Consider the following 16,607-nt stretch of genomic DNA (forward strand, 5'->3'; position numbering starts at 1 on the left):
CGGTTCAGGCCGCGTCGGTACTCCAGCCACGCACCGTATCCACCACCCCTGGCCCGGCCTGGCCGCACACCAGTTCACCCACCACCCGCGCCCAGTACGTTTCCGACCCGTCTGCCAGCCGCCAGGCATGCAGGCGGCGCGTATAGAGTTGCAGGTCGTATTCCTCGGTGATGCCGATGGCGCCGTGCACGGCGTGCGCGATGGCAGCCACCGGCGTGACGGCCTCGCTGGCGTTGAGCTTGCCGATGGCCGCGCGCAGCGGGTCCGGCCGCCAGCCACCGGCGGCGCAGGCGATCTGCGCGGCCATGCGCGCGGCGGTGACGTGCTCGGCCATGATGCTGATCTGGTGCTGGATGGCCTGGAACTTGCCAATGGCGCGGCCGAACTGCTGGCGGTCGTTGGCATATTGCAGCGTCATCTCGAATACATGCGACATCGCGCCAGCCAGTTGCGCGGCATGCAGGCAGGCGCCGGTCTGGCGCAGGGCACCGGCCGGCAGCGTGAAGGCGGGCAAGCCATCGCGCGGGGGGCGCGGCAGGCTCACGGCGAGGTCCGCATGGACGCCGGTCGCGCTGGCCTGTGCCTGGGCGCGCGGCAGCAGCACGCAGTGCGTGTCTTCCTGCACCAGGAACCACGCCGCCTGCGCGCCCCCGGGTACCAGCGCGGTATCCGCGCCGCTGTCGAAGCTCGCGAGCGCGATGGGCTCGGGCGGCACCGCCAGCCCGGCGGCATGCAGCAGCGCGCGGGCGAACAGCGTCTGGCCCAGCGGCAAGGGCACCGCATGACGGCCCAGCGTAAACAACACCGGCGCCAGGTCGTCCAGCGGCAGGCCGGCGCCGCCGGCGTCCTCCGGCAGCAGGCAGTCGGCAAAGCCGCTGTCTTGCAGCGCCTGCCATAGCGGCTGGTGATCTTCGCCGCGTTCCACGGCGCGGACTGCGGCGGGCGTGCAGCAGTCGCGCAGCACGGTATCGAGCGCGTCCGAGTAAGCGTTATGCATGTTGGAACTCCGGTTCAGCGCAGGCCAAGGCCCCGGGCGATCATGCCGCGCAGGATCTCGCGCGTGCCACCGCGCAGCGAATAGGATGGTGCGACCTGGCTGACATAGGCCAGGGTGCGGTACAGGCCGGGATCGGCGGCGAGTTGCGGGTCGGCGCCCAGCGCGGCTTCGGCCAGCGCGGGGATGGACTGTTCGAACTCCGTGCCAAGGTCCTTGACCAGCGCGGCTTCCACCACCGGGCTTTCGCCAGCGGCGAGCCGGGCCGTGACCGCCAGCGACATGGCGCGCAGCACCGCCAGCCTGGCCGCCAGCCGGCCGATGGTGACGGTGTCGCGCCGCGCCTCCGGCACGCGCCGCAGCGCCGCGATCCAGGTATCGAGCAGCACCACGCTGGAATACAGCCGTTCCGGCCCGCTGCGCTCGAAGGCCAGCTCCGCGTTGACCTGTTCCCAGCCGCTGCCTTCGCGGCCGACCAGTGCCTGCGCGGGCAGCATCACGTCCTCGAAGCTGACTTCGGAGAAGTGCGCATCGCCCGCCAGGTCATGAATCGGGCGCACCGTGACGCCTGGCGCGGACAGGTCGACGATGACCTGCGACAAACCGCGCTGGCGGTCCTCGGCATTGCCGGAGGTGCGCACCAGCGCCAGCATGTAGTGGCAGCGGTCGGCATTGGTCGTCCAGATCTTGCGGCCGTTCAGGCGCCAGCCGCCGTCCGGCTCGGGCACGGCGCGGGTGGCCACGCTGGCGAGGTCGGAGCCGGAGTTGGGCTCGCTCATGCCGATGCAGAAGAAGGCCTCGCCCTTGCAGATGCGGGGCAGGTAGAAGGCTTTCTGCTCGTCGCTGCCGTAGCGCAGGATCAGCGGCCCGCTTTGGCGGTCGGCAATCCAGTGGGCCGAAACCGGGGCGCCGCAGGCCAGCAGTTCCTCCACCAGCACGAAGCGCGAGAACGGATCGAGTCCGGCGCCGCCGTATTGCGCGGGCAAGGTGATGCCCACCCAGCCGCGGCCCGCGAGCGCGCGGCTGAAACGGGCGTTGAAGCCCATCCAGGAGCGCGCGCGCTTCTCGGGCGGCAGTTCGGGCAGATGTTCGGCGAGGAAGGCTTTCACCTCGCGCCGGAAGGCGGCAGCCGCCGGTGGCAGGGCGGTGAGTTGGAAGGTACTCAGCAGGGAAGTCAAGACGGTTCTCCGTGACAGGCGGTGCGCGCGATGGGGAAGGGGCGGATCATTCCAGCGTCACGCCGGAGTCCTTCACCACCTTTTGCCAGCGCGTGATTTCCTGCGCCAGGTACTTCCCGTAGGCTTCGGGGCTGTTGCCGCGCGGCTCGGCGCCCTGCGCGGCCAGGCTGGCGCGCACGTCCGGCGCGGCCAGCGCCTTGAGCGTGGCGGCGTTGAGTTTTTGCACGATCTCGGGCGGCGTCCTGGCCGGCACCAGCATGCCTTGCCAGGCGCCCACCTCAAAGCCAGGCATCACGGTCTCGGCCACGGTCGGCACATCGGGCAGTTGCGCGCTGCGCGTGATGCTGGTCACCGCGAGCGCCTTCATGCGCTTGTCGCGGATAAACGGCAGCGAGGAGTTGATGGTGTCGGTCATGAACTGCACCTGGCCGCCGGCCAGGTCGGTCAGCGCCGGCGCGCTGCCCTTGTAGGGCGCGTGCACCGCCGACAGGCCGTTGGCCTGCAGGAACAGGAAGGCCGCGAGGTGGGTCACGTTGCCGTTGCCGGCCGAGCCGTAGGTCAGCTTGCCGGGGTTGGCTTTCAGGTACTGGATGAACTCGGCCAGGTTGGTGGCCGGTACCTGGGCGTTGACCTCCAGCACCAGCGGCACCATCGCCGTCATCGCCACCGGGGCGAAGTCGCGCCGCACGTCGTAGGACAGATGCTTGTACAACGCCGGGCTTAGCGCGATCGACGAGGTGTTGTAGAGCACCGTGTAGCCATCCGCCGGCGATTTGGCGACCAGCTCCGCGGCGATATTGCCATTGGCGCCGGGCCGGTTGTCCACGATCACCTGCTGGCCCAGTTCCTCCGACATCTTCCTGGCGATGACGCGCGACACCAGGTCGGTGGGCCCGCCCGGCGGAAACGGCACCACCAGCTTGACGGGGTGGGCGGGATAGCCGGCGGCGCGGGCAGGGGTTGCGAATGCGCCGAGCACCAGGATCGCTGGGGCCAGCAGGGCGAGCCTGCGGCTGCGGCGGCGAATCGCCGCGCTGGTCCCTTTATCCGTCTTGTCGTTTTTCTTCTTGCCTTGTCCTGGCATGCAGTCTCCTCCGGTGTTGGCGGCTCGCGCCGCGGGCTAACTGGGCCAACGGGCTAGCGGCCGGCCAGCAGGCGCCGGGCGGAATAGGTCATGACGCGTTCATGGCGCTGGTTAAAGACCTCGATGTCCGAGTCCACCACGGCGCGGCCGTTGCGCGAGGTCGGGCGGATGCCCGTCACGGTGACGGTGGCCCAGATCGTGTCGCCTACCACCACCGGGGCCAGGATTTTCTGGGTCAGCTCCAGCATGGCCAGCCCGGTGCCCTGGATCATGGTCTGCAGGATGAAGCCCTCGATCATCGCGTAGGTCAGCGCGGCGGGCACGGGCCGGCCATGAATGGCGCCGCCGTCGTAGCCCGCTTCGATAAAGATGGCCTCCAGCATGCCGGTGACCGAGATGAAGTTGACCAGGTCGGTCTCGGTCACGGTGCGGCGAAAGGTCTGGAAGGCCTGGCCTTCCTTGATGTCCTGCCAATAAAAGCCCTGGCCGAGGCGGGGAAGTTGGGTATGGGGCACGGCGTCTCCTGGTGAGGGCCGCCATCGGCGGCCGGCTTCCTTTATGTTAGGAGCGGGAATGGGGCAGGGGTTAGGCGTCGGCGGCCGGGGGCGCGCAATAGGCTGCGCCGTCCCGTCCCAGCTCGTCGATCTGCTGGGTGGTCAGGCCCGCCTCGCCGAGCAGTCCGCGGGTGTGCTCCCCCAGGCGCGGCGGCAGTGCCGGCGCCGCGCGTTCACCGTCGAACCGCACCGGTGCGCCGGGAAAGCGCAGCGTGCCCATGGCCGGGTCGTCCAGCATGTCGAAGAAGCCGGTGGCGCGCAGGTGCGGGTCGTCCACCAGTTCGGCGAGCTGGTTGACGCGCGCGACCGGGATCTGCAGCGTTTCGCACAGCGCCAGCCAGGCGTCGGTGGTGCGCGCGCGCACGATTTCGCCGGTCAGTTCGTACAGCGTTTCGATATGCTGCGTGCGCGCGGCGATGCCGGTGAAACGCGCGTCGGCCGCCAGGTCGGGACGGCCCGCGGCGGTAAAGAAGTCACGCCAGTGCGCATCGGTGTACGGCATCATGCAGACGTGGCCGTCGGCGGTCTGGTACGGCCGGCGCAGTGGCGCCAGCACGCGCGGATAGCCGGCAGGCCCGCGCGGCGGTTCGAAATGCTGGCCGTACAGATGTTCGACCAGGTTGAAGGCCACCATCGACTCGAACATCGGCACTTCCACCAGCGTGCCCTTGCCGCCCTGGCGCTCGCGCCCGGCAAGGGCGGCCGAGATCGACAGCGCCGCCACCAGGCCACTGGTCTTGTCGGCCGCGATGGTGGGGAAATAGCGCACAGTGCCGGTTTGCGCCGCCATCAGCGCGGCGTTGCCGGACAAGCCCTGGATGATGTCGTCGTAGGCCGGGCGGCCGCCATAGGGACCCTCCTCGGCAAAGCCCAGCAAGCTGACGTAGACCAGGCGCGGATGGCGCGCCATCACGGCGGCGGGTTCCAGCCCCAGACCGCCCAGCTTCTGCGGGCGCATGCTGTGCACGAACACATCGGCGCTCGCCAGCAGGCGCTCCAGCGCGGCCTGGGCCGCGGGCAGCTTGAGATTGAGCGCCACGCTCTTCTTGCTGCGGTTCACGCCCAGGAAGATGGCCGACATGCCGTCTTCGGCGGCGGGGCCGGTGCGCCGCGTGGAATCGCCTTCGGGGGGTTCCACCTTGATCACTTCGGCGCCGAGGTCGGCCAGCCACTGGCTGGCGTACGGGCCCATCACGACCGTGGATAGGTCGATCACGCGGATGCCTGAGAGGGGCAACATGCCTGGGGTCTCCTGTCTGTTCTTGTGCCGGTTGCCGCTTGCGGCCGGGTGTGGCCGTGCGAATGCCGATGGTCACAGGGTAGAACAGGGCAATGGTTTGCGTCTAATATTAGATTTTTAGGATCCGATATTCAGCGGATATCAACGTGGACCTTCGTCAAATTCAGCAGTTCGTTGCCCTGGCCGAGACCGGGAACTTCCATCGCGCGGCCGAGCGCCTGCACATGGCGCAGCCGCCACTATCCATTTCGATCCGCAAGCTGGAGGATTCGCTCGGCACGCCGCTGTTCGTGCGCACTTCGCGCGGGGTGCGGCTGACCCAGGCCGGCGAGGCCGCGCTGCACGATGCCCGGCGCGCGCTGTTCCACGTGGCCCAGGCGCGTGCGGCGGCGCTGGCCGCGGCGCATGGCGAACGCGGCGCGTTGCGCGTGGGCTTTGTCGGATCGGCTACCTATGCCTTGCTGCCCAGGCTGATCCCGGCGTTCCGCGCGGCCCACCCTGGCATCGAGCTGATCCTGCATGAATCCACCTCGGCGGCGATCCTGGACCGGCTGGAGCGCCATCAGCTCGATGCCGGGCTGGTGCGCTTTCCCATCCTGAGCAGTGGCGGCTATACGCTCATGCCACTGGAGACCGACGAATTCGTGGCCGCGGTGCCGGCCGACAGCCGCTTTGCCGCGAGCGATGCGATCGCGCTCAAGGCACTCGCCGGCGAGCCCTTCATCATGCATCCGATCGCGGATGTGCCAAACCTCCAGGCGGTGGCCATGATGATTTGCCAGCAAGCGGGCTTCGTGCCGCGTGTGACGCAAGAGGCGGTGCAGGTGCAGACCATCGTCAGCCTGGTGGAGAGCGGCCTGGGGGTGGCGCTGGTGCCCAGCGTGGCGGCGCGCTATACCAACCGGCGCGTGCGTTTCCTGCGGCTGACCAGTCCGCGGCCGGCCGCGCGCATCGGCATTGCGCTGGCCACGCCCACCGACAGCGACGATCGCCAGGTGCAGCGCCTGCTGGAGGTAGCCCGCGCCGCGGCCGGCTAGGCCGGGCTCGTGGCCTGGATCAGATGGACACCCGGCCGCCACGCGGCGTGCCGGCGCGTTCCAGCGCCACGCCCGGCAGCAGGTGTAGCAGGCGCACCAGTTCGCTTTGGCGGTGGGTGCCGGTCTTGCGCAGGATGTCGCGGATATGCACGCGTACCGTATGCGGAGAAACAAACTCGCGTTCGGCGATTTCGTTGAGGGTTTCGCCGGCCGCAAGGCGGATGGCGACGATGCTTTCCTTGCGCGACAGGCCGAACAGCGAGGTCAGCACCGAGGTGTCGAGCACCGAGCGCGATTCCGAGTTGCCCATCAGCACCATGGCGAACGGCAGTTGCCACGGGCCTTCCACCGGCTGGCGCGCCACCAGCGGCAGCACGATGATGGGCACGGGCTGGCCGCCCGAAGTGATATGCATCCACGAGCCGGCCGCCGCCTCGCCACTGCGGGGATGCATGGCGCGCTCCAGCAGCTTGTGCAGCGTGACGTGCAGGTTGGGATCGTGGGCGGTGAGCACACCGTTTTCCAGCGCCAGCTGGCTGTCGGCCTGCACCAGCGCTTCGGCCCAGATATTGGCGTAGCGCACACGCATGTCGGCCTGCAGCACCATCACGCCGAAGTCGAGCGAATCGAGCCCGGCCAGGCCAAGGGCGGCCAGGCCGCTCAGTTCGAAGTTGCGCTGCTGCATGCGCGCGGCGCGTGCCCAGTGCGGCAGCACGCGCGCCAGACGCCGGCTGCGGCAGGCCGAGGCGTCCGTGCCACCGAAACCGGCGCCCTGCCGGCCGTCGCGGCCGGTGCCGCCCATCAGCACGCAGACCTCGGCGGTATCGAGCAGGCGGATGCCTTGCTCCAGGTCGGCGCCATGCGCCGGCGCTCGCCAGGGTGCTTCGTCCTCGCCTTCGCCCGCGTGGGCGACGGCGAGCGTGCGCGCCGGCAGGTTCGCCAGCGCGTGCAGGCCCTCCGGGACATGCGTGCCTTGCGCCGAGAAGCAGCCGTGCGGGGTGACGCCGAGGCGTGCCTGCCCGGACAACTTGTCCCATACCAGGTAATGCGGGCTGTCGGTGTCGGTGTAGCTGGAGAAGAGGCCGAGCGCGGCAGGCATGGCGGTGACATCAAGCGCCGACTCATAAATCGAATCGATCAGACGATGGAAGTCTTCGTCCGCCGATGGATGGTAGCCCATATTGTTTTTCTCCCCGGTGGCTTTCGCCCGATTCCGCTTTGCGCTTTTTCCTGGCCAGCTGGTACGGCTGGCTCGCGATGGCCGGCTCCGATGTGGCGTGCGCCACCGGACAGGATCGGGTCGCCCGTTTTACAGGGCGCCGTTTCTCTGCGTTACCGCTGGCGGCATTATGCGTATCCGAGCATAACTTCGCAAACGGCAGTGTTGTATAAGCTGTTGTTTTGCCGATTATTTCAAAATATTTCAGCGCTGAAATACCGCCGCCCGGCACACGGGCCGGCAAGGCGTACCCGTTTCTGCGTGCGTCTTGTGCATCCCGTCGCAGGCTCAGCCGGCGGCGGGGGCGCCTGGCGTGCGGGCGGCGGCGGCACCAGCTGCCAGGTCATCGGCCTGAACTGCCTGGCCAGCGGCGAGTGTTCCGCCTTCGACCTGCACCGTCACCCGTTGGGTGGCCATGCTGATGCCGTGCTGGTCAAACTTGCGTTTGAGCCGGAGGTTGAAGGCGCGCGTGATTTCCGCCTGGGTCAGCGGCCGGGTCTTGAACTGGGCCAGCACCACCGACCCGCCGGGGTCGAAGCGATCGAGGCCAAGGATATCGAGGCCGGACAGCAGGTTGCGGGCGTAACGGAAATCGCGTGCTACTTCGTTGCCGGTCTCGCGGATCAGTTCGATGGCGCGATCGAGATCGCTGCCATAGGCCACGCCGATGTTGAACACGGCATAGGCATAGCCGCGCGACATGTTCTTGATGGCCTTGATCTGGCTGTACGGCAGCACGTGGAGCGCGCCCTTGCCGTCGCGCAGCTTCACGGTGCGGATGGTCATGGCCTCCACCGTGCCGGCATGGTCGGGCAGTTCCACCGAATCGCCGATCGCGATGGAGTCTTCCACCACGATAAACAATCCGGTGATCAGATCCTGCACCAGGCTCTGCGCGCCGAAGCCGATCGCCAGGCCGACCACGCCGGCGCCGGCCAGCAGCGGTGTCACATTGACGCCGAGGTTGGCCAGCACCACGATCAGCGTGATGACCAGCAGCGCCACGAACAAGGCATTGCGCACCAGCGGCAGGATGGTCTTGGCCCGCAGGCTGGGCGCCTGCCCGCGGCCATAGGCAGGCGTCAGCGTTTGCGTGATGGCCGTATCGATCAGCAGCCACAGCAGCCAGGACATCAGCACCGTGCTGGTCACGCTGAACACCGCCTCTCCGATGCGCTTGCCGACCGGCGTCGACTCGATCAGCGAGAGCAGCGATACGCCCCAGATGCGGCTGGCCAGTTCGAAGTAGGCGAACCAGATCACCACCCGTACCAGCGCCACGGCGAAGCGCCCGAAACGCGCCAGGTAGGCCGAGCGCTGGCGGTCGCGAAAGCGTGGCGCGCGGTGCGCGGCCTTGGGCGAGCGGCCGGTGATGAGCGTCAGCAGCAGCGCGGCGACGAACAACGCTACCGAGCCCACCGTGCGCCGCAGGAAGATGTCGGCGTGGCCGGTGGCCAGCACTGTGCCGGCCACCGAGGCCACCACCACCGCCAGCACCGGCAGGTGCCAGGTCGAGCCCACCAGGCGCAACAGATCCATGATGGCGGGATGTTCCTGGCGGAAGGCGAGCGGCCGGTTGCCGATGATCTGGCCGATCTGCCGGCGAAAGCGCAGCGTGAAACAGGCGATCAGCAGCGCCGCGGCGATATTGGCCACGGTGGAGATCAGCGCCGAGAGGTTGGTGCCGAGCGAGGCGATCACCCGGGCGTCGTTGGTGACGTCGCCCAGTGCCGCCAGGACGCCGGTGGCGAACAGCAGCCCGCGCGAGTGCAGCAGCAGGTCATGCACCGCGTGGGAGCGATGCGCGGACCTGAACAGCGCGAAGATGACCTGGCACACCGCACCCATCACGGCTCCCGCCACCACCGAATAAGCGATCACCATGCCGGCCACGCTGGCGGGCGAGCGCTCGAACATGCTGCTGGAGAGCAGCATCGCCAGGGCGAAGGCCGCGACCCACGGCGCCACCCTGCGCAACATGTACAGCCCGACGTCCATCCAGGACGGTACTGTCGGCAACTCGTGGCGCACGGCCGGCCGGATGCGCCGGTGGCGCACCCGCCTGACGACCTCCAGCAGCAGCCATCCGGCCAGGAACCAGGCCGAGAGCACCGTGCAGAACTCCCGCGCCGATTGCCACGGCGAGCGGGTCCCGTTGACGGTCAGCGCGGCCTGCCACTCCTCGCCGGCGAAATCGATCCGCCAGCGCCAGTAATGCCATGGCCCCTTGTCCTTGCCCAGTGTCGCGTCGAGGTGGTCCACCGCCTCGGCAATCGCCCCGAGCAGGCCCGGCTGCGGCGCCGACGCCGCGCTGGCCGCATCGACACCCTGGCGCAGCGTCTGCAACTGCTCCACCAGGGCCTTGCGATCCTTGTCGCTCTGCAACGTGGTGATGACCTGATCAAGCGACTGGGCAAGCGGCTCGCTGGCGGCGGGGTGCGAGGCCGGCGCGGCGTCGGCCTTGACGGCTGCCGCCAGCGTGGCCAGTCCGGGCGGCGCCGCGAGCGCCGGGCGCGCCAGCAAGGCGCCGGCCAGCGCGAGCCACAGCCCAAGCAGCAGCGGAACCAGTGCGGCGCCACTGGCGCGGGTGGTGGCCATTGGCGTTTTCGGGGACCTGTTCAGGAGCGTCATCGCATGCACGTAGAGGGCTGCCGGTCCTAGCCGGGGAATGCCTGACACTGTAGCGCATCGCGGATACCGCACCCCTGTTCGGCCAGCGCTTTGCCGTCATGGGCATTCAGAGGCACATCGTACGTGTGACCGATCCCTCCCAAAGCCGGGGCACGCGTGCGGTGCCGGGCTCGCGGTCAACGCAGTGGCGATGCGGGCCGTTGAGTGAGGTATTGCGTGTCGGTCGGGTTGCGGCTGTCTGCAGCCCTGTCGTTTCCTTGTCCCATTGGCATTGTTACCGCAGGAGCCTGTCATGAATGCTATGAAAGCCGTCACCGTCTCGCCCGCCATGTTCAGCCGGCGCGTCGGCTTGCCCATGCTGCTGGCCGCCGCGCTCTTCGTCTCGATCCCGCACCTGGCGCGTGCCCAGGCCGCGCCGGCGGCGCCGGCCGCTCCCGCGGCCGCCCCGCCGATGGCCAAGCCTGCCGCGCCCGCCACCACCGCACCGATGGCCAAGCCGGCCGCGCCCGCTGCCGCCGCGTCCGGTGCCGCCGCACCGGGTGGCGGGCCCGGTCAGGTATGGGTCAACAAGAGTTCCAAGGTCTATCACTGCCCCGGCACGAAGTACTATGGCAAGACCAAGAGCGGCGCCTACATGAGTGAAGCCGATGCTACCGCGCAAGGCTTCCATGCGGATCACGGCAAGGCATGCAAGTGAGCAACGAACATCGCTGCCGGGGGGGCATGACATGCACTTGATCTGGGTCGTTCTAATCGGCTTTCTCGCCGGGCTGGTTGCGCGCATGCTAACGCCGGGCCGCGGACCGAGCGGCTTCTTCCTCACCGCCGGCCTGGGCGTTGTCGGCTCGCTGGCCGCGACGTTCCTCGGGCAAGCGCTGGGCTGGTACCGGACTGGACAGTCGGCCGGCTTTATCGGTGCCGTGGTGGGCGCGGTCATCCTGTTGCTGCTGTATCACCTGGCGACGAGGCGCTAGGTTCCGGGGCACACGCGCGTCCGTCGGCTCGTCAGTTCATTAACTCGTCCATTCGTCCGTTCGTCCATTCGCAAGGCCGCAGCAAGCCGTTGCGCACGGGAGCATCCCGTGCGCGACGGCATGGGCGCTGCCATGCGGCGTCCGGTGTGTTTTCATGCATTCGTCGCTTCCGACGATGCGTGCCGCGCCGCCATCCCCGAATCTCCATACCACGCTGGCCGGGCCGCTTCGCGGTCTGCCGGACGCAGGCATTCCACCGCCCGCGCATCGCCGCGCGCCGACGGGAATGATTCAGCAGATACGGGAAAACGTGGAGAAGAGATGGAACTCGATGCAACGGTAACGGCAGTCATCACGGGTGGCGCCTCGGGCCTGGGCGAAGCCACCGCGCGCGCGCTGGCGGCGCACGGCGTGCGCGTCGCGCTGTTCGACATGAATGCGGAAAAGGGCGAAGCCGTGGCACGCGAACTGGGCGGCGTGTTCTGCCAGGTCAACGTGACCTCGGAGGCCGAGGTCGAAGCCGGCTTCGCCAAGGCACGCGCGGCGCTGGGCCAGGAACGTATCCTGGTCAACTGCGCCGGCACCGGCAACGCCATCAAGACCGCATCGCGGGCCAAGGAAGCGCCGGACCAGATCCGCTTCTTTGCCTCGGATGCGTTCGAGCGCATCATCCAGATCAACCTGATCGGATCCTTCCGCTGCCTCGCGCGTTCGGCCGCCGGCATGCTGACACTGGACGCGCGCGACGGCGATCGCGGCGTCATCATCAACACCGCCTCGGTGGCGGCGCAGGACGGGCAGATGGGCCAGGCCGCGTACTCCGCCTCCAAGGCCGGCGTGGTCGGCATGACCCTGCCCATTGCGCGCGACCTGTCCGGCGAAGGCATTCGCGTCAACACCATCATGCCCGGCATCTTCAATACGCCGCTGCTGCAAGGCGCGCAGGAGCACGTCAAGGCAGCGCTGGCCGCCTCGGTGCCGTTTCCGAAGCGGCTCGGCGCGCCGGAAGAGTTTGCCTCGCTCGCGCTGGAGATGTGCCGCAACAGCTATTTCAACGGCGAATCGGTAAGGCTCGACGGCGCCATCCGCATGGCGCCGCGCTGATCTCTCACCCCAAGGAAAAGGACGCGCGCATGCAGCAGGACCGAGAGAAGGAGGCGCTGATGGATTTCAGTTACCTGACGACATTGCCGCACGCGTTGCGTCACTTCGCGCAGCGGCGGCCCGATGCCGTGGCCTATGCCTTCGAGGGCAGGCTCACGACGTACCGCGAGTTCGACCGCCACACCGACAGCGTCGCCCAGGCGCTGCTGGCCGCGGGCATCGGGCCGGGGGACCGTATCGGCTATATCGGCAAGAACTGCGATCACTATTTCGAGTTGCTGCTGGGCGCCGCCAAGATCGGCGCCGTGATGGCGCCGGCAAGCTGGCGCCTGGCGCCCCCGGAGGTCGGCTATATCGTCGGCCACTCCGATGCCGCGCTGTTGTTCGCCGGGCCGGAATCGGTGGAACTGGTGCGCAAGCTGCTGCCGGCGTTGCCGCTGGTGCGCGGCGTGATCGCCATGGAAGGCGGCCAGGCGGACTGGCCCGCCTATGCCGCGTGGCGCGACGCGCATGCACCCGTGCCGCCGGCGCACCAGCCTGCCGCGCACGACGTGGTGCTGCAGCTTTACACCTCCGGCACCACGGGCCGCCCCAAGGGCGCCATGCTGACCCATCGCAACCTCACCGCCGGCACCGAGGCGAGCGAGCGCGAGGATATCCCTTGGTCGCGCTGGACGGATGACGATGTCTCGCTGGTGGCGATGCCGGTCGCGCATATCGGTGGGTCCGGCTGGGGGTTGCGCAGCTTGCTGGCGGGGGCCAAGGGCGTGGTCGCGCGCGATTTCGATCCTGCCGCGGTGCTGGATTTCTTCGAGCGCGAGCGTGTCAGCAAGCTGTTCCTGGTGCCTGCCGCGATGCAGTTCGTATTGCGCGATCCGCGCGCGCGCAGCATCGATTACTCCCGCCTGAAGACCTTGCTGTACGGGGCTGCTCCGATTCCCGCGGCGTTGCTGCGTGAAGGCATCGAGGTATTCGGGTGCGGCTTCGCGCAACAGTACGGGATGACCGAAACCACCGGCACGGTGGTGGCGTTGCCACCGGAGGACCATACGACCGAGGATGTGCCGCGTATGCGGGCCGCGGGCAAGCCTTTGCCCGATGTCGAGGTAGTGGTGGTGGACTGGGAGGGCCGGCGGTTGCCGCCCGGGGAAGTCGGGGAACTGATGATCCGGTCGCCGCAGAATATGGCGGGGTACTGGAAGCAGCCTGATGAGACTGCGCGGACGATCGATGCGGACGGGTGGTTGCGGACCGGCGATGCGGGCTATCTCGACGCCGAGGGTTATGTTTATATCCACGACCGGGTCAAGGACATGATCATCAGCGGGGGGGAGAACGTCTATCCGGCTGAGGTGGAGAGTGCCATCTATGGCCACCCGCAGGTGGCCGACGTGGCGGTGATCGGGGTGCCCGACGAGAAGTGGGGCGAGGCGGTCAAGGCGATTGTCGTGCTAAAGGCGGGGCAGGTTGCTGACCGCGATGGCATTGTGGCTTGGGCGCGGGAGCGGTTGGCTGGGTTCAAGATTCCCAAGAGTATTGAGTTTGTGGATGCGTTGCCGCGGAATCCGTCGGGGAAGTTGTTGAGGAGGAAGTTGAGGGAGCCTTATTGGGAGGGGTTTGAGCGGAGGGTTAATTGAGGGGGGGGGTTAGCTTTAAAAGCCCTGAAAACCTAAAAGCCTAAAGTCAAAGGCGGTTTCACCCCCCTGCGGGGGGCGACCTACTTTCTTGTCTTGCCAAGAAAGTAGGCAAAGAAGGCGCCCCATACGGCCTGGTACACCTTCACGGCTCGCTTCGCATCGCGCTGGGGTGCGGCCCGCCCTTGGGGGCGCTCCGCACGGCTACACCGAATTTTCGCGTGGTGATATCGATCGGTCCGCCGGTTCGCTCCCCTCTCCCGCCTGCGGGAGAGGGGTCGGGGGAGAGGGCGGGCGCTCGTTATGTCGTCGCGCTGGAGAGGCCACCGGATTTGCTTCCGGTGGCTCGTGTCCGCCGTTCATGCGATTGCTGCCGAGGCTCTCAACCTTAGAGCCCCAGCACCAGCTTCGCGATGATGTTGCGCTGGATTTCGTTGGAGCCGGCGTAGATCGATGCCTTGCGATAGTTGAAGTAGCGCGGCGCGAGCGGTGCGGCGTAGTCGGGGCCTATCTGCGGCCCCGCGGGGCGTCCCTGCTGTTCCGCCCATCCGTCCTGCACGAAGGGCAGCGCGTAAGGTCCGGCGGCTTCCACCGCCAGTTCGCTGATGGCCTGGATGGTTTCGGTGCCTGCCAGCTTGAGCATGCTGGAGGCGGCGCCGATCGAGGTGCCCGACGCTACGCTGGAGAACAGCCGCAGCTCGCTCGCTTCCAGCGCGGCGGCGCGTACATGCAGCTCGGCCAGTTTGCGGCGGAAGCCGGGATCGTCGAGCAGGCGGCCGCCATCTTCGCCGGGTTCGTTCGCCGCGATGCGCGCTACCTTGGTCAGTTGCTGGCGCAGCATCGGACCATAGCTGCCGCCGCGTTCGAATTCGAGCAGGTACTTGGCGTAGGTCCAGCCGAGGCCTTCTTCGCCGATGCGGTTTTCGACCGGCACGCGCACGTTTTCAAAGAAGACCTGGTTGACTTCCTGCTGGCCCGCGACCGGGCCGTCCAGCGTGGGCAGCGGCGCCACGGTGATGCCGGGCGTGCGCATGTCCACCAGCACGAAGGAGATGCCGTCCTGGCGGCGTGCGTCGCGGCTGGTGCGTACCAGGCAGAACATCCAGTCGGCCCATTGCGCGTGCGTGGTCCAGATCTTGGAGCCGTTGAGGACATAGTGCTCGCCGTCCTGATCGCGCCCGCGCTCGGCGCGCATCTGCAGGGAGGCCAGGTCGGAGCCGGAGTTGGGTTCGGAGTAGCCCTGGCACCACCAGATGTCGGAGCGCAGGATGGGCGGCAGGAAACGCGCCTTCTGCTCGGGGCTGCCGTATTTCATGATCACCGGCGCCACCATCTTCAGGCCCATCGGCGATACGGTCGGGCAGCCGGCGGCGGCGGTCTCGGCCTGGAACAGGTAGCGCTGCGCCGGCGTCCAGCCGGGGCCGCCGTATTCCTCGGGCCAGTTGGGCGCGGCCCAGCCGCGCTCGAACAGTTTCTTCTGCCAGCGCACCTGGCCTTCCTTGTCGAGGTAGCCATTCTTGGTGCGCGCCATCAGGGCCTTGAGGCCGGGGTCGAAGGCCTCGGTGATCCAGGCGCGGACCTCGTCGCGGAACTGCAGTTCTTGCGGGGAGAAATCGAGATTCATCGGTGGGCCTCGGGATGTTCGTCGGTGCGGGCAGGGATGCGTGCGCTCACGCGGCAGCCGGATACAGCAGGTCGGCGTGGCGGCGCAGGTGATGTTCGGCCGAGCCAAACTGCAGGTCGATGGCGGTGACGCGCTTGAAGTAATGCCCGACGGCAAGCTCTTCGGTCACGCCCATGCCACCGTGGATCTGCACCGCGGCCTGGCCCACGAACTTGCCGGCCTGTCCGGCCTGCGCCTTGGCGGCGCTGGCGGCAAGCGCGCGCTGTGTGGGATCGGCGCCTGCCTGCATGGCGGCGACCTGGGTCAGCGCCACGGTTTGTTCGAGCTGCACATACATGTCGGCCATGCGGTGCTGCAGCACCTGGAAGGTGGCGATCGGCACGCCGAACTGCTTGCGCTGGCGCGCGTAGTCGACCGTATCGGCGAGCATCCGGCTCATCGCGCCGCCGGCTTCGGCGCACAGCGCCACGGCGGCGTCGTCGCTCAGGCGCTCGATCAGCGCCAGCGCGTCGCCCTCGGCGCCCAGCCGGGCGCTGTCCGGCACGAAGACGTTGTCGAGCAGGATGTCGGCGGCGCGCGAGCCGTCCACCGTGGGGTATTCCAGCAGCGTCACGCCCGGCGCGTTGCGTTCGATCCAGAACAAGCTGATGCCGGCGCGGTCGCGGCGCTGGCCGGCGGTGCGCGCGCTGACCACCAGGTGCGTGGCCCACGGCGCGGCCACCGCCACGGCCTTGTGCCCGCTCAGGCGCCAGCCGCCTTCGCCACGCGTGGCGCTGGTCGCGACGTCGTGCAGGCAATAGCGGCTGCGCGGTTCGCCGTGCGCCCAGGCTACCGTGGCTTCGCCGCCGATGATGGCGGGCAGCCAGTTGGCCGCCAGCGTTTCGCTGCCATGCAGCAAGGCGCCGCCGCCAAGCACTACGGTTGACAGGTAGGGCTCTACCACCAGGTGGCGGCCAAACTGCTCCATCACGATCATGTGTTCGATGGCGCCGCCGCCCAGCCCGCCGAAGCGTTCCGGGAACGCCGCGCCGAGCAGGCCCAGTTCCTGCGCCAGCGCCTTCCAGCATGCGGGCCGCCAGCCGGCCGGCGAGCGGAGCGCCGCCTGGCGCGTTTCGAAGTCGTAGTGATCGGCCAGGTAGCGCGCGAGCGTGTCGCGCAGCATTGATTGTTCTTCGCTGAATTGGAAATCCACTGTGGGTCCTCGGCGCGGTTGCTTTAGGGCACCTGCCATTATGCGAAGCGGCTGCGGCGCTGCATCGTCCGATGCGACGAATCGTCCCCGGCGCGCAAGCGCGCCTGCGCATCGATTGCGGCACCGCGTCAAGGCGCGTTCG

Annotated in this window: 14 protein-coding genes; 5 read left to right on the forward strand and 9 right to left on the reverse strand. The window is 68.3% G+C overall.

Annotated features, from left to right (window positions below; genetic code table 11):
- Nucleotides 1–4: 4 nt before the first annotated feature.
- The 5 genes from AC1DS6_RS02100 to AC1DS6_RS02120 form a co-directional block, all read right to left on the reverse strand.
- On the reverse strand, nucleotides 5–997 hold the full coding sequence (locus AC1DS6_RS02100; RefSeq protein ID WP_441636858.1) for an acyl-CoA dehydrogenase family protein: 993 nt from the start codon (nucleotides 995–997) through the stop codon (nucleotides 5–7).
- A gap of 14 nt (nucleotides 998–1,011) precedes the next feature.
- A complete protein-coding gene (locus tag AC1DS6_RS02105; protein ID WP_477101845.1) occupies nucleotides 1,012–2,172 on the reverse strand; it encodes an acyl-CoA dehydrogenase family protein in 1,161 nt (386 codons plus the stop codon).
- A 46-nt stretch (nucleotides 2,173–2,218) separates the two neighbouring features.
- Nucleotides 2,219–3,256: a Bug family tripartite tricarboxylate transporter substrate binding protein gene (locus AC1DS6_RS02110; protein WP_441636861.1), complete on the reverse strand. Its 1,038-nt coding sequence runs from the start codon at nucleotides 3,254–3,256 to the stop codon at nucleotides 2,219–2,221.
- Between the two features lie 53 nt (nucleotides 3,257–3,309).
- Complete coding sequence (locus tag AC1DS6_RS02115; protein WP_035863165.1) at nucleotides 3,310–3,771, reverse strand: MaoC family dehydratase; 462 nt, start codon at nucleotides 3,769–3,771, stop codon at nucleotides 3,310–3,312.
- Nucleotides 3,772–3,841: 70 nt separating this feature from the next.
- On the reverse strand, nucleotides 3,842–5,050 hold the full coding sequence (locus AC1DS6_RS02120) for a CaiB/BaiF CoA transferase family protein (protein ID WP_441636863.1): 1,209 nt from the start codon (nucleotides 5,048–5,050) through the stop codon (nucleotides 3,842–3,844).
- Between the two features lie 146 nt (nucleotides 5,051–5,196).
- Here AC1DS6_RS02120 and AC1DS6_RS02125 point away from each other — a divergent pair, with 146 nt between their 5' ends.
- A complete protein-coding gene (locus AC1DS6_RS02125) occupies nucleotides 5,197–6,087 on the forward strand; it encodes a LysR family transcriptional regulator (protein WP_477101846.1) in 891 nt (296 codons plus the stop codon).
- A 19-nt stretch (nucleotides 6,088–6,106) separates the two neighbouring features.
- On the opposite strand, the gene AC1DS6_RS02130 is transcribed toward AC1DS6_RS02125, so the two are convergent.
- Both AC1DS6_RS02130 and AC1DS6_RS02135 read right to left on the reverse strand, forming a co-directional pair.
- Nucleotides 6,107–7,267 (reverse strand): helix-turn-helix transcriptional regulator, encoded by a 1,161-nt coding sequence (locus tag AC1DS6_RS02130; protein ID WP_477101847.1) that lies wholly within the window; start codon nucleotides 7,265–7,267, stop codon nucleotides 6,107–6,109.
- 327 nt (nucleotides 7,268–7,594) lie between these two features.
- Nucleotides 7,595–9,904: a mechanosensitive ion channel family protein gene (locus AC1DS6_RS02135; RefSeq protein ID WP_477101848.1), complete on the reverse strand. Its 2,310-nt coding sequence runs from the start codon at nucleotides 9,902–9,904 to the stop codon at nucleotides 7,595–7,597.
- Between the two features lie 325 nt (nucleotides 9,905–10,229).
- Here AC1DS6_RS02135 and AC1DS6_RS02140 point away from each other — a divergent pair, with 325 nt between their 5' ends.
- From AC1DS6_RS02140 to AC1DS6_RS02155, 4 genes are all read left to right on the forward strand, one after another.
- Nucleotides 10,230–10,634 carry a hypothetical protein gene (locus AC1DS6_RS02140; RefSeq protein WP_447431580.1) on the forward strand — a complete coding sequence of 135 codons (405 nt, stop codon included), beginning with the start codon at nucleotides 10,230–10,232 and terminating at the stop codon, nucleotides 10,632–10,634.
- Nucleotides 10,635–10,665: 31 nt separating this feature from the next.
- The gene (locus AC1DS6_RS02145) at nucleotides 10,666–10,911 is read left to right on the forward strand and encodes a GlsB/YeaQ/YmgE family stress response membrane protein (RefSeq protein ID WP_441636139.1); all 246 of its coding nucleotides are present in this window, start codon (nucleotides 10,666–10,668) and stop codon (nucleotides 10,909–10,911) included.
- A 321-nt stretch (nucleotides 10,912–11,232) separates the two neighbouring features.
- On the forward strand, nucleotides 11,233–12,015 hold the full coding sequence (locus AC1DS6_RS02150) for an SDR family NAD(P)-dependent oxidoreductase (RefSeq protein WP_045235399.1): 783 nt from the start codon (nucleotides 11,233–11,235) through the stop codon (nucleotides 12,013–12,015).
- 59 nt (nucleotides 12,016–12,074) lie between these two features.
- Nucleotides 12,075–13,652, forward strand: coding sequence for a fatty acid--CoA ligase (locus AC1DS6_RS02155; RefSeq protein ID WP_441636158.1), 1,578 nt, complete (start codon nucleotides 12,075–12,077; stop codon nucleotides 13,650–13,652).
- A gap of 385 nt (nucleotides 13,653–14,037) precedes the next feature.
- Here the strand turns inward: AC1DS6_RS02155 and AC1DS6_RS02160 are convergent, their stop codons facing one another.
- Both AC1DS6_RS02160 and AC1DS6_RS02165 read right to left on the reverse strand, forming a co-directional pair.
- Nucleotides 14,038–15,273, reverse strand: coding sequence for an acyl-CoA dehydrogenase family protein (locus tag AC1DS6_RS02160; RefSeq protein WP_428180477.1), 1,236 nt, complete (start codon nucleotides 15,271–15,273; stop codon nucleotides 14,038–14,040).
- A gap of 46 nt (nucleotides 15,274–15,319) precedes the next feature.
- Nucleotides 15,320–16,465: an acyl-CoA dehydrogenase family protein gene (locus AC1DS6_RS02165; RefSeq protein WP_477101849.1), complete on the reverse strand. Its 1,146-nt coding sequence runs from the start codon at nucleotides 16,463–16,465 to the stop codon at nucleotides 15,320–15,322.
- Nucleotides 16,466–16,607: the final 142 nt, after the last annotated feature.

This window comes from Cupriavidus sp. 05L310 (genome assembly GCF_056398185.1).

Coding starts and splice junctions, on each gene's coding strand:
- AC1DS6_RS02100 (WP_441636858.1), bottom strand. CDS start 997: ATGCATAACGCTTACTCGGACGCGCTCGATACCGTGCTGCGCGACTGC.
- AC1DS6_RS02110 (WP_441636861.1), bottom strand. CDS start 3,256: ATGCCAGGACAAGGCAAGAAGAAAAACGACAAGACGGATAAAGGGACC.
- AC1DS6_RS02120 (WP_441636863.1), bottom strand. CDS start 5,050: ATGTTGCCCCTCTCAGGCATCCGCGTGATCGACCTATCCACGGTCGTG.
- AC1DS6_RS02130 (WP_477101847.1), bottom strand. CDS start 7,267: ATGGGCTACCATCCATCGGCGGACGAAGACTTCCATCGTCTGATCGAT.
- AC1DS6_RS02135 (WP_477101848.1), bottom strand. CDS start 9,904: ATGGCCACCACCCGCGCCAGTGGCGCCGCACTGGTTCCGCTGCTGCTT.
- AC1DS6_RS02140 (WP_447431580.1), top strand. CDS start 10,230: ATGAATGCTATGAAAGCCGTCACCGTCTCGCCCGCCATGTTCAGCCGG.
- AC1DS6_RS02145 (WP_441636139.1), top strand. CDS start 10,666: ATGCACTTGATCTGGGTCGTTCTAATCGGCTTTCTCGCCGGGCTGGTT.
- AC1DS6_RS02150 (WP_045235399.1), top strand. CDS start 11,233: ATGGAACTCGATGCAACGGTAACGGCAGTCATCACGGGTGGCGCCTCG.
- AC1DS6_RS02155 (WP_441636158.1), top strand. CDS start 12,075: ATGGATTTCAGTTACCTGACGACATTGCCGCACGCGTTGCGTCACTTC.
- AC1DS6_RS02160 (WP_428180477.1), bottom strand. CDS start 15,273: ATGAATCTCGATTTCTCCCCGCAAGAACTGCAGTTCCGCGACGAGGTC.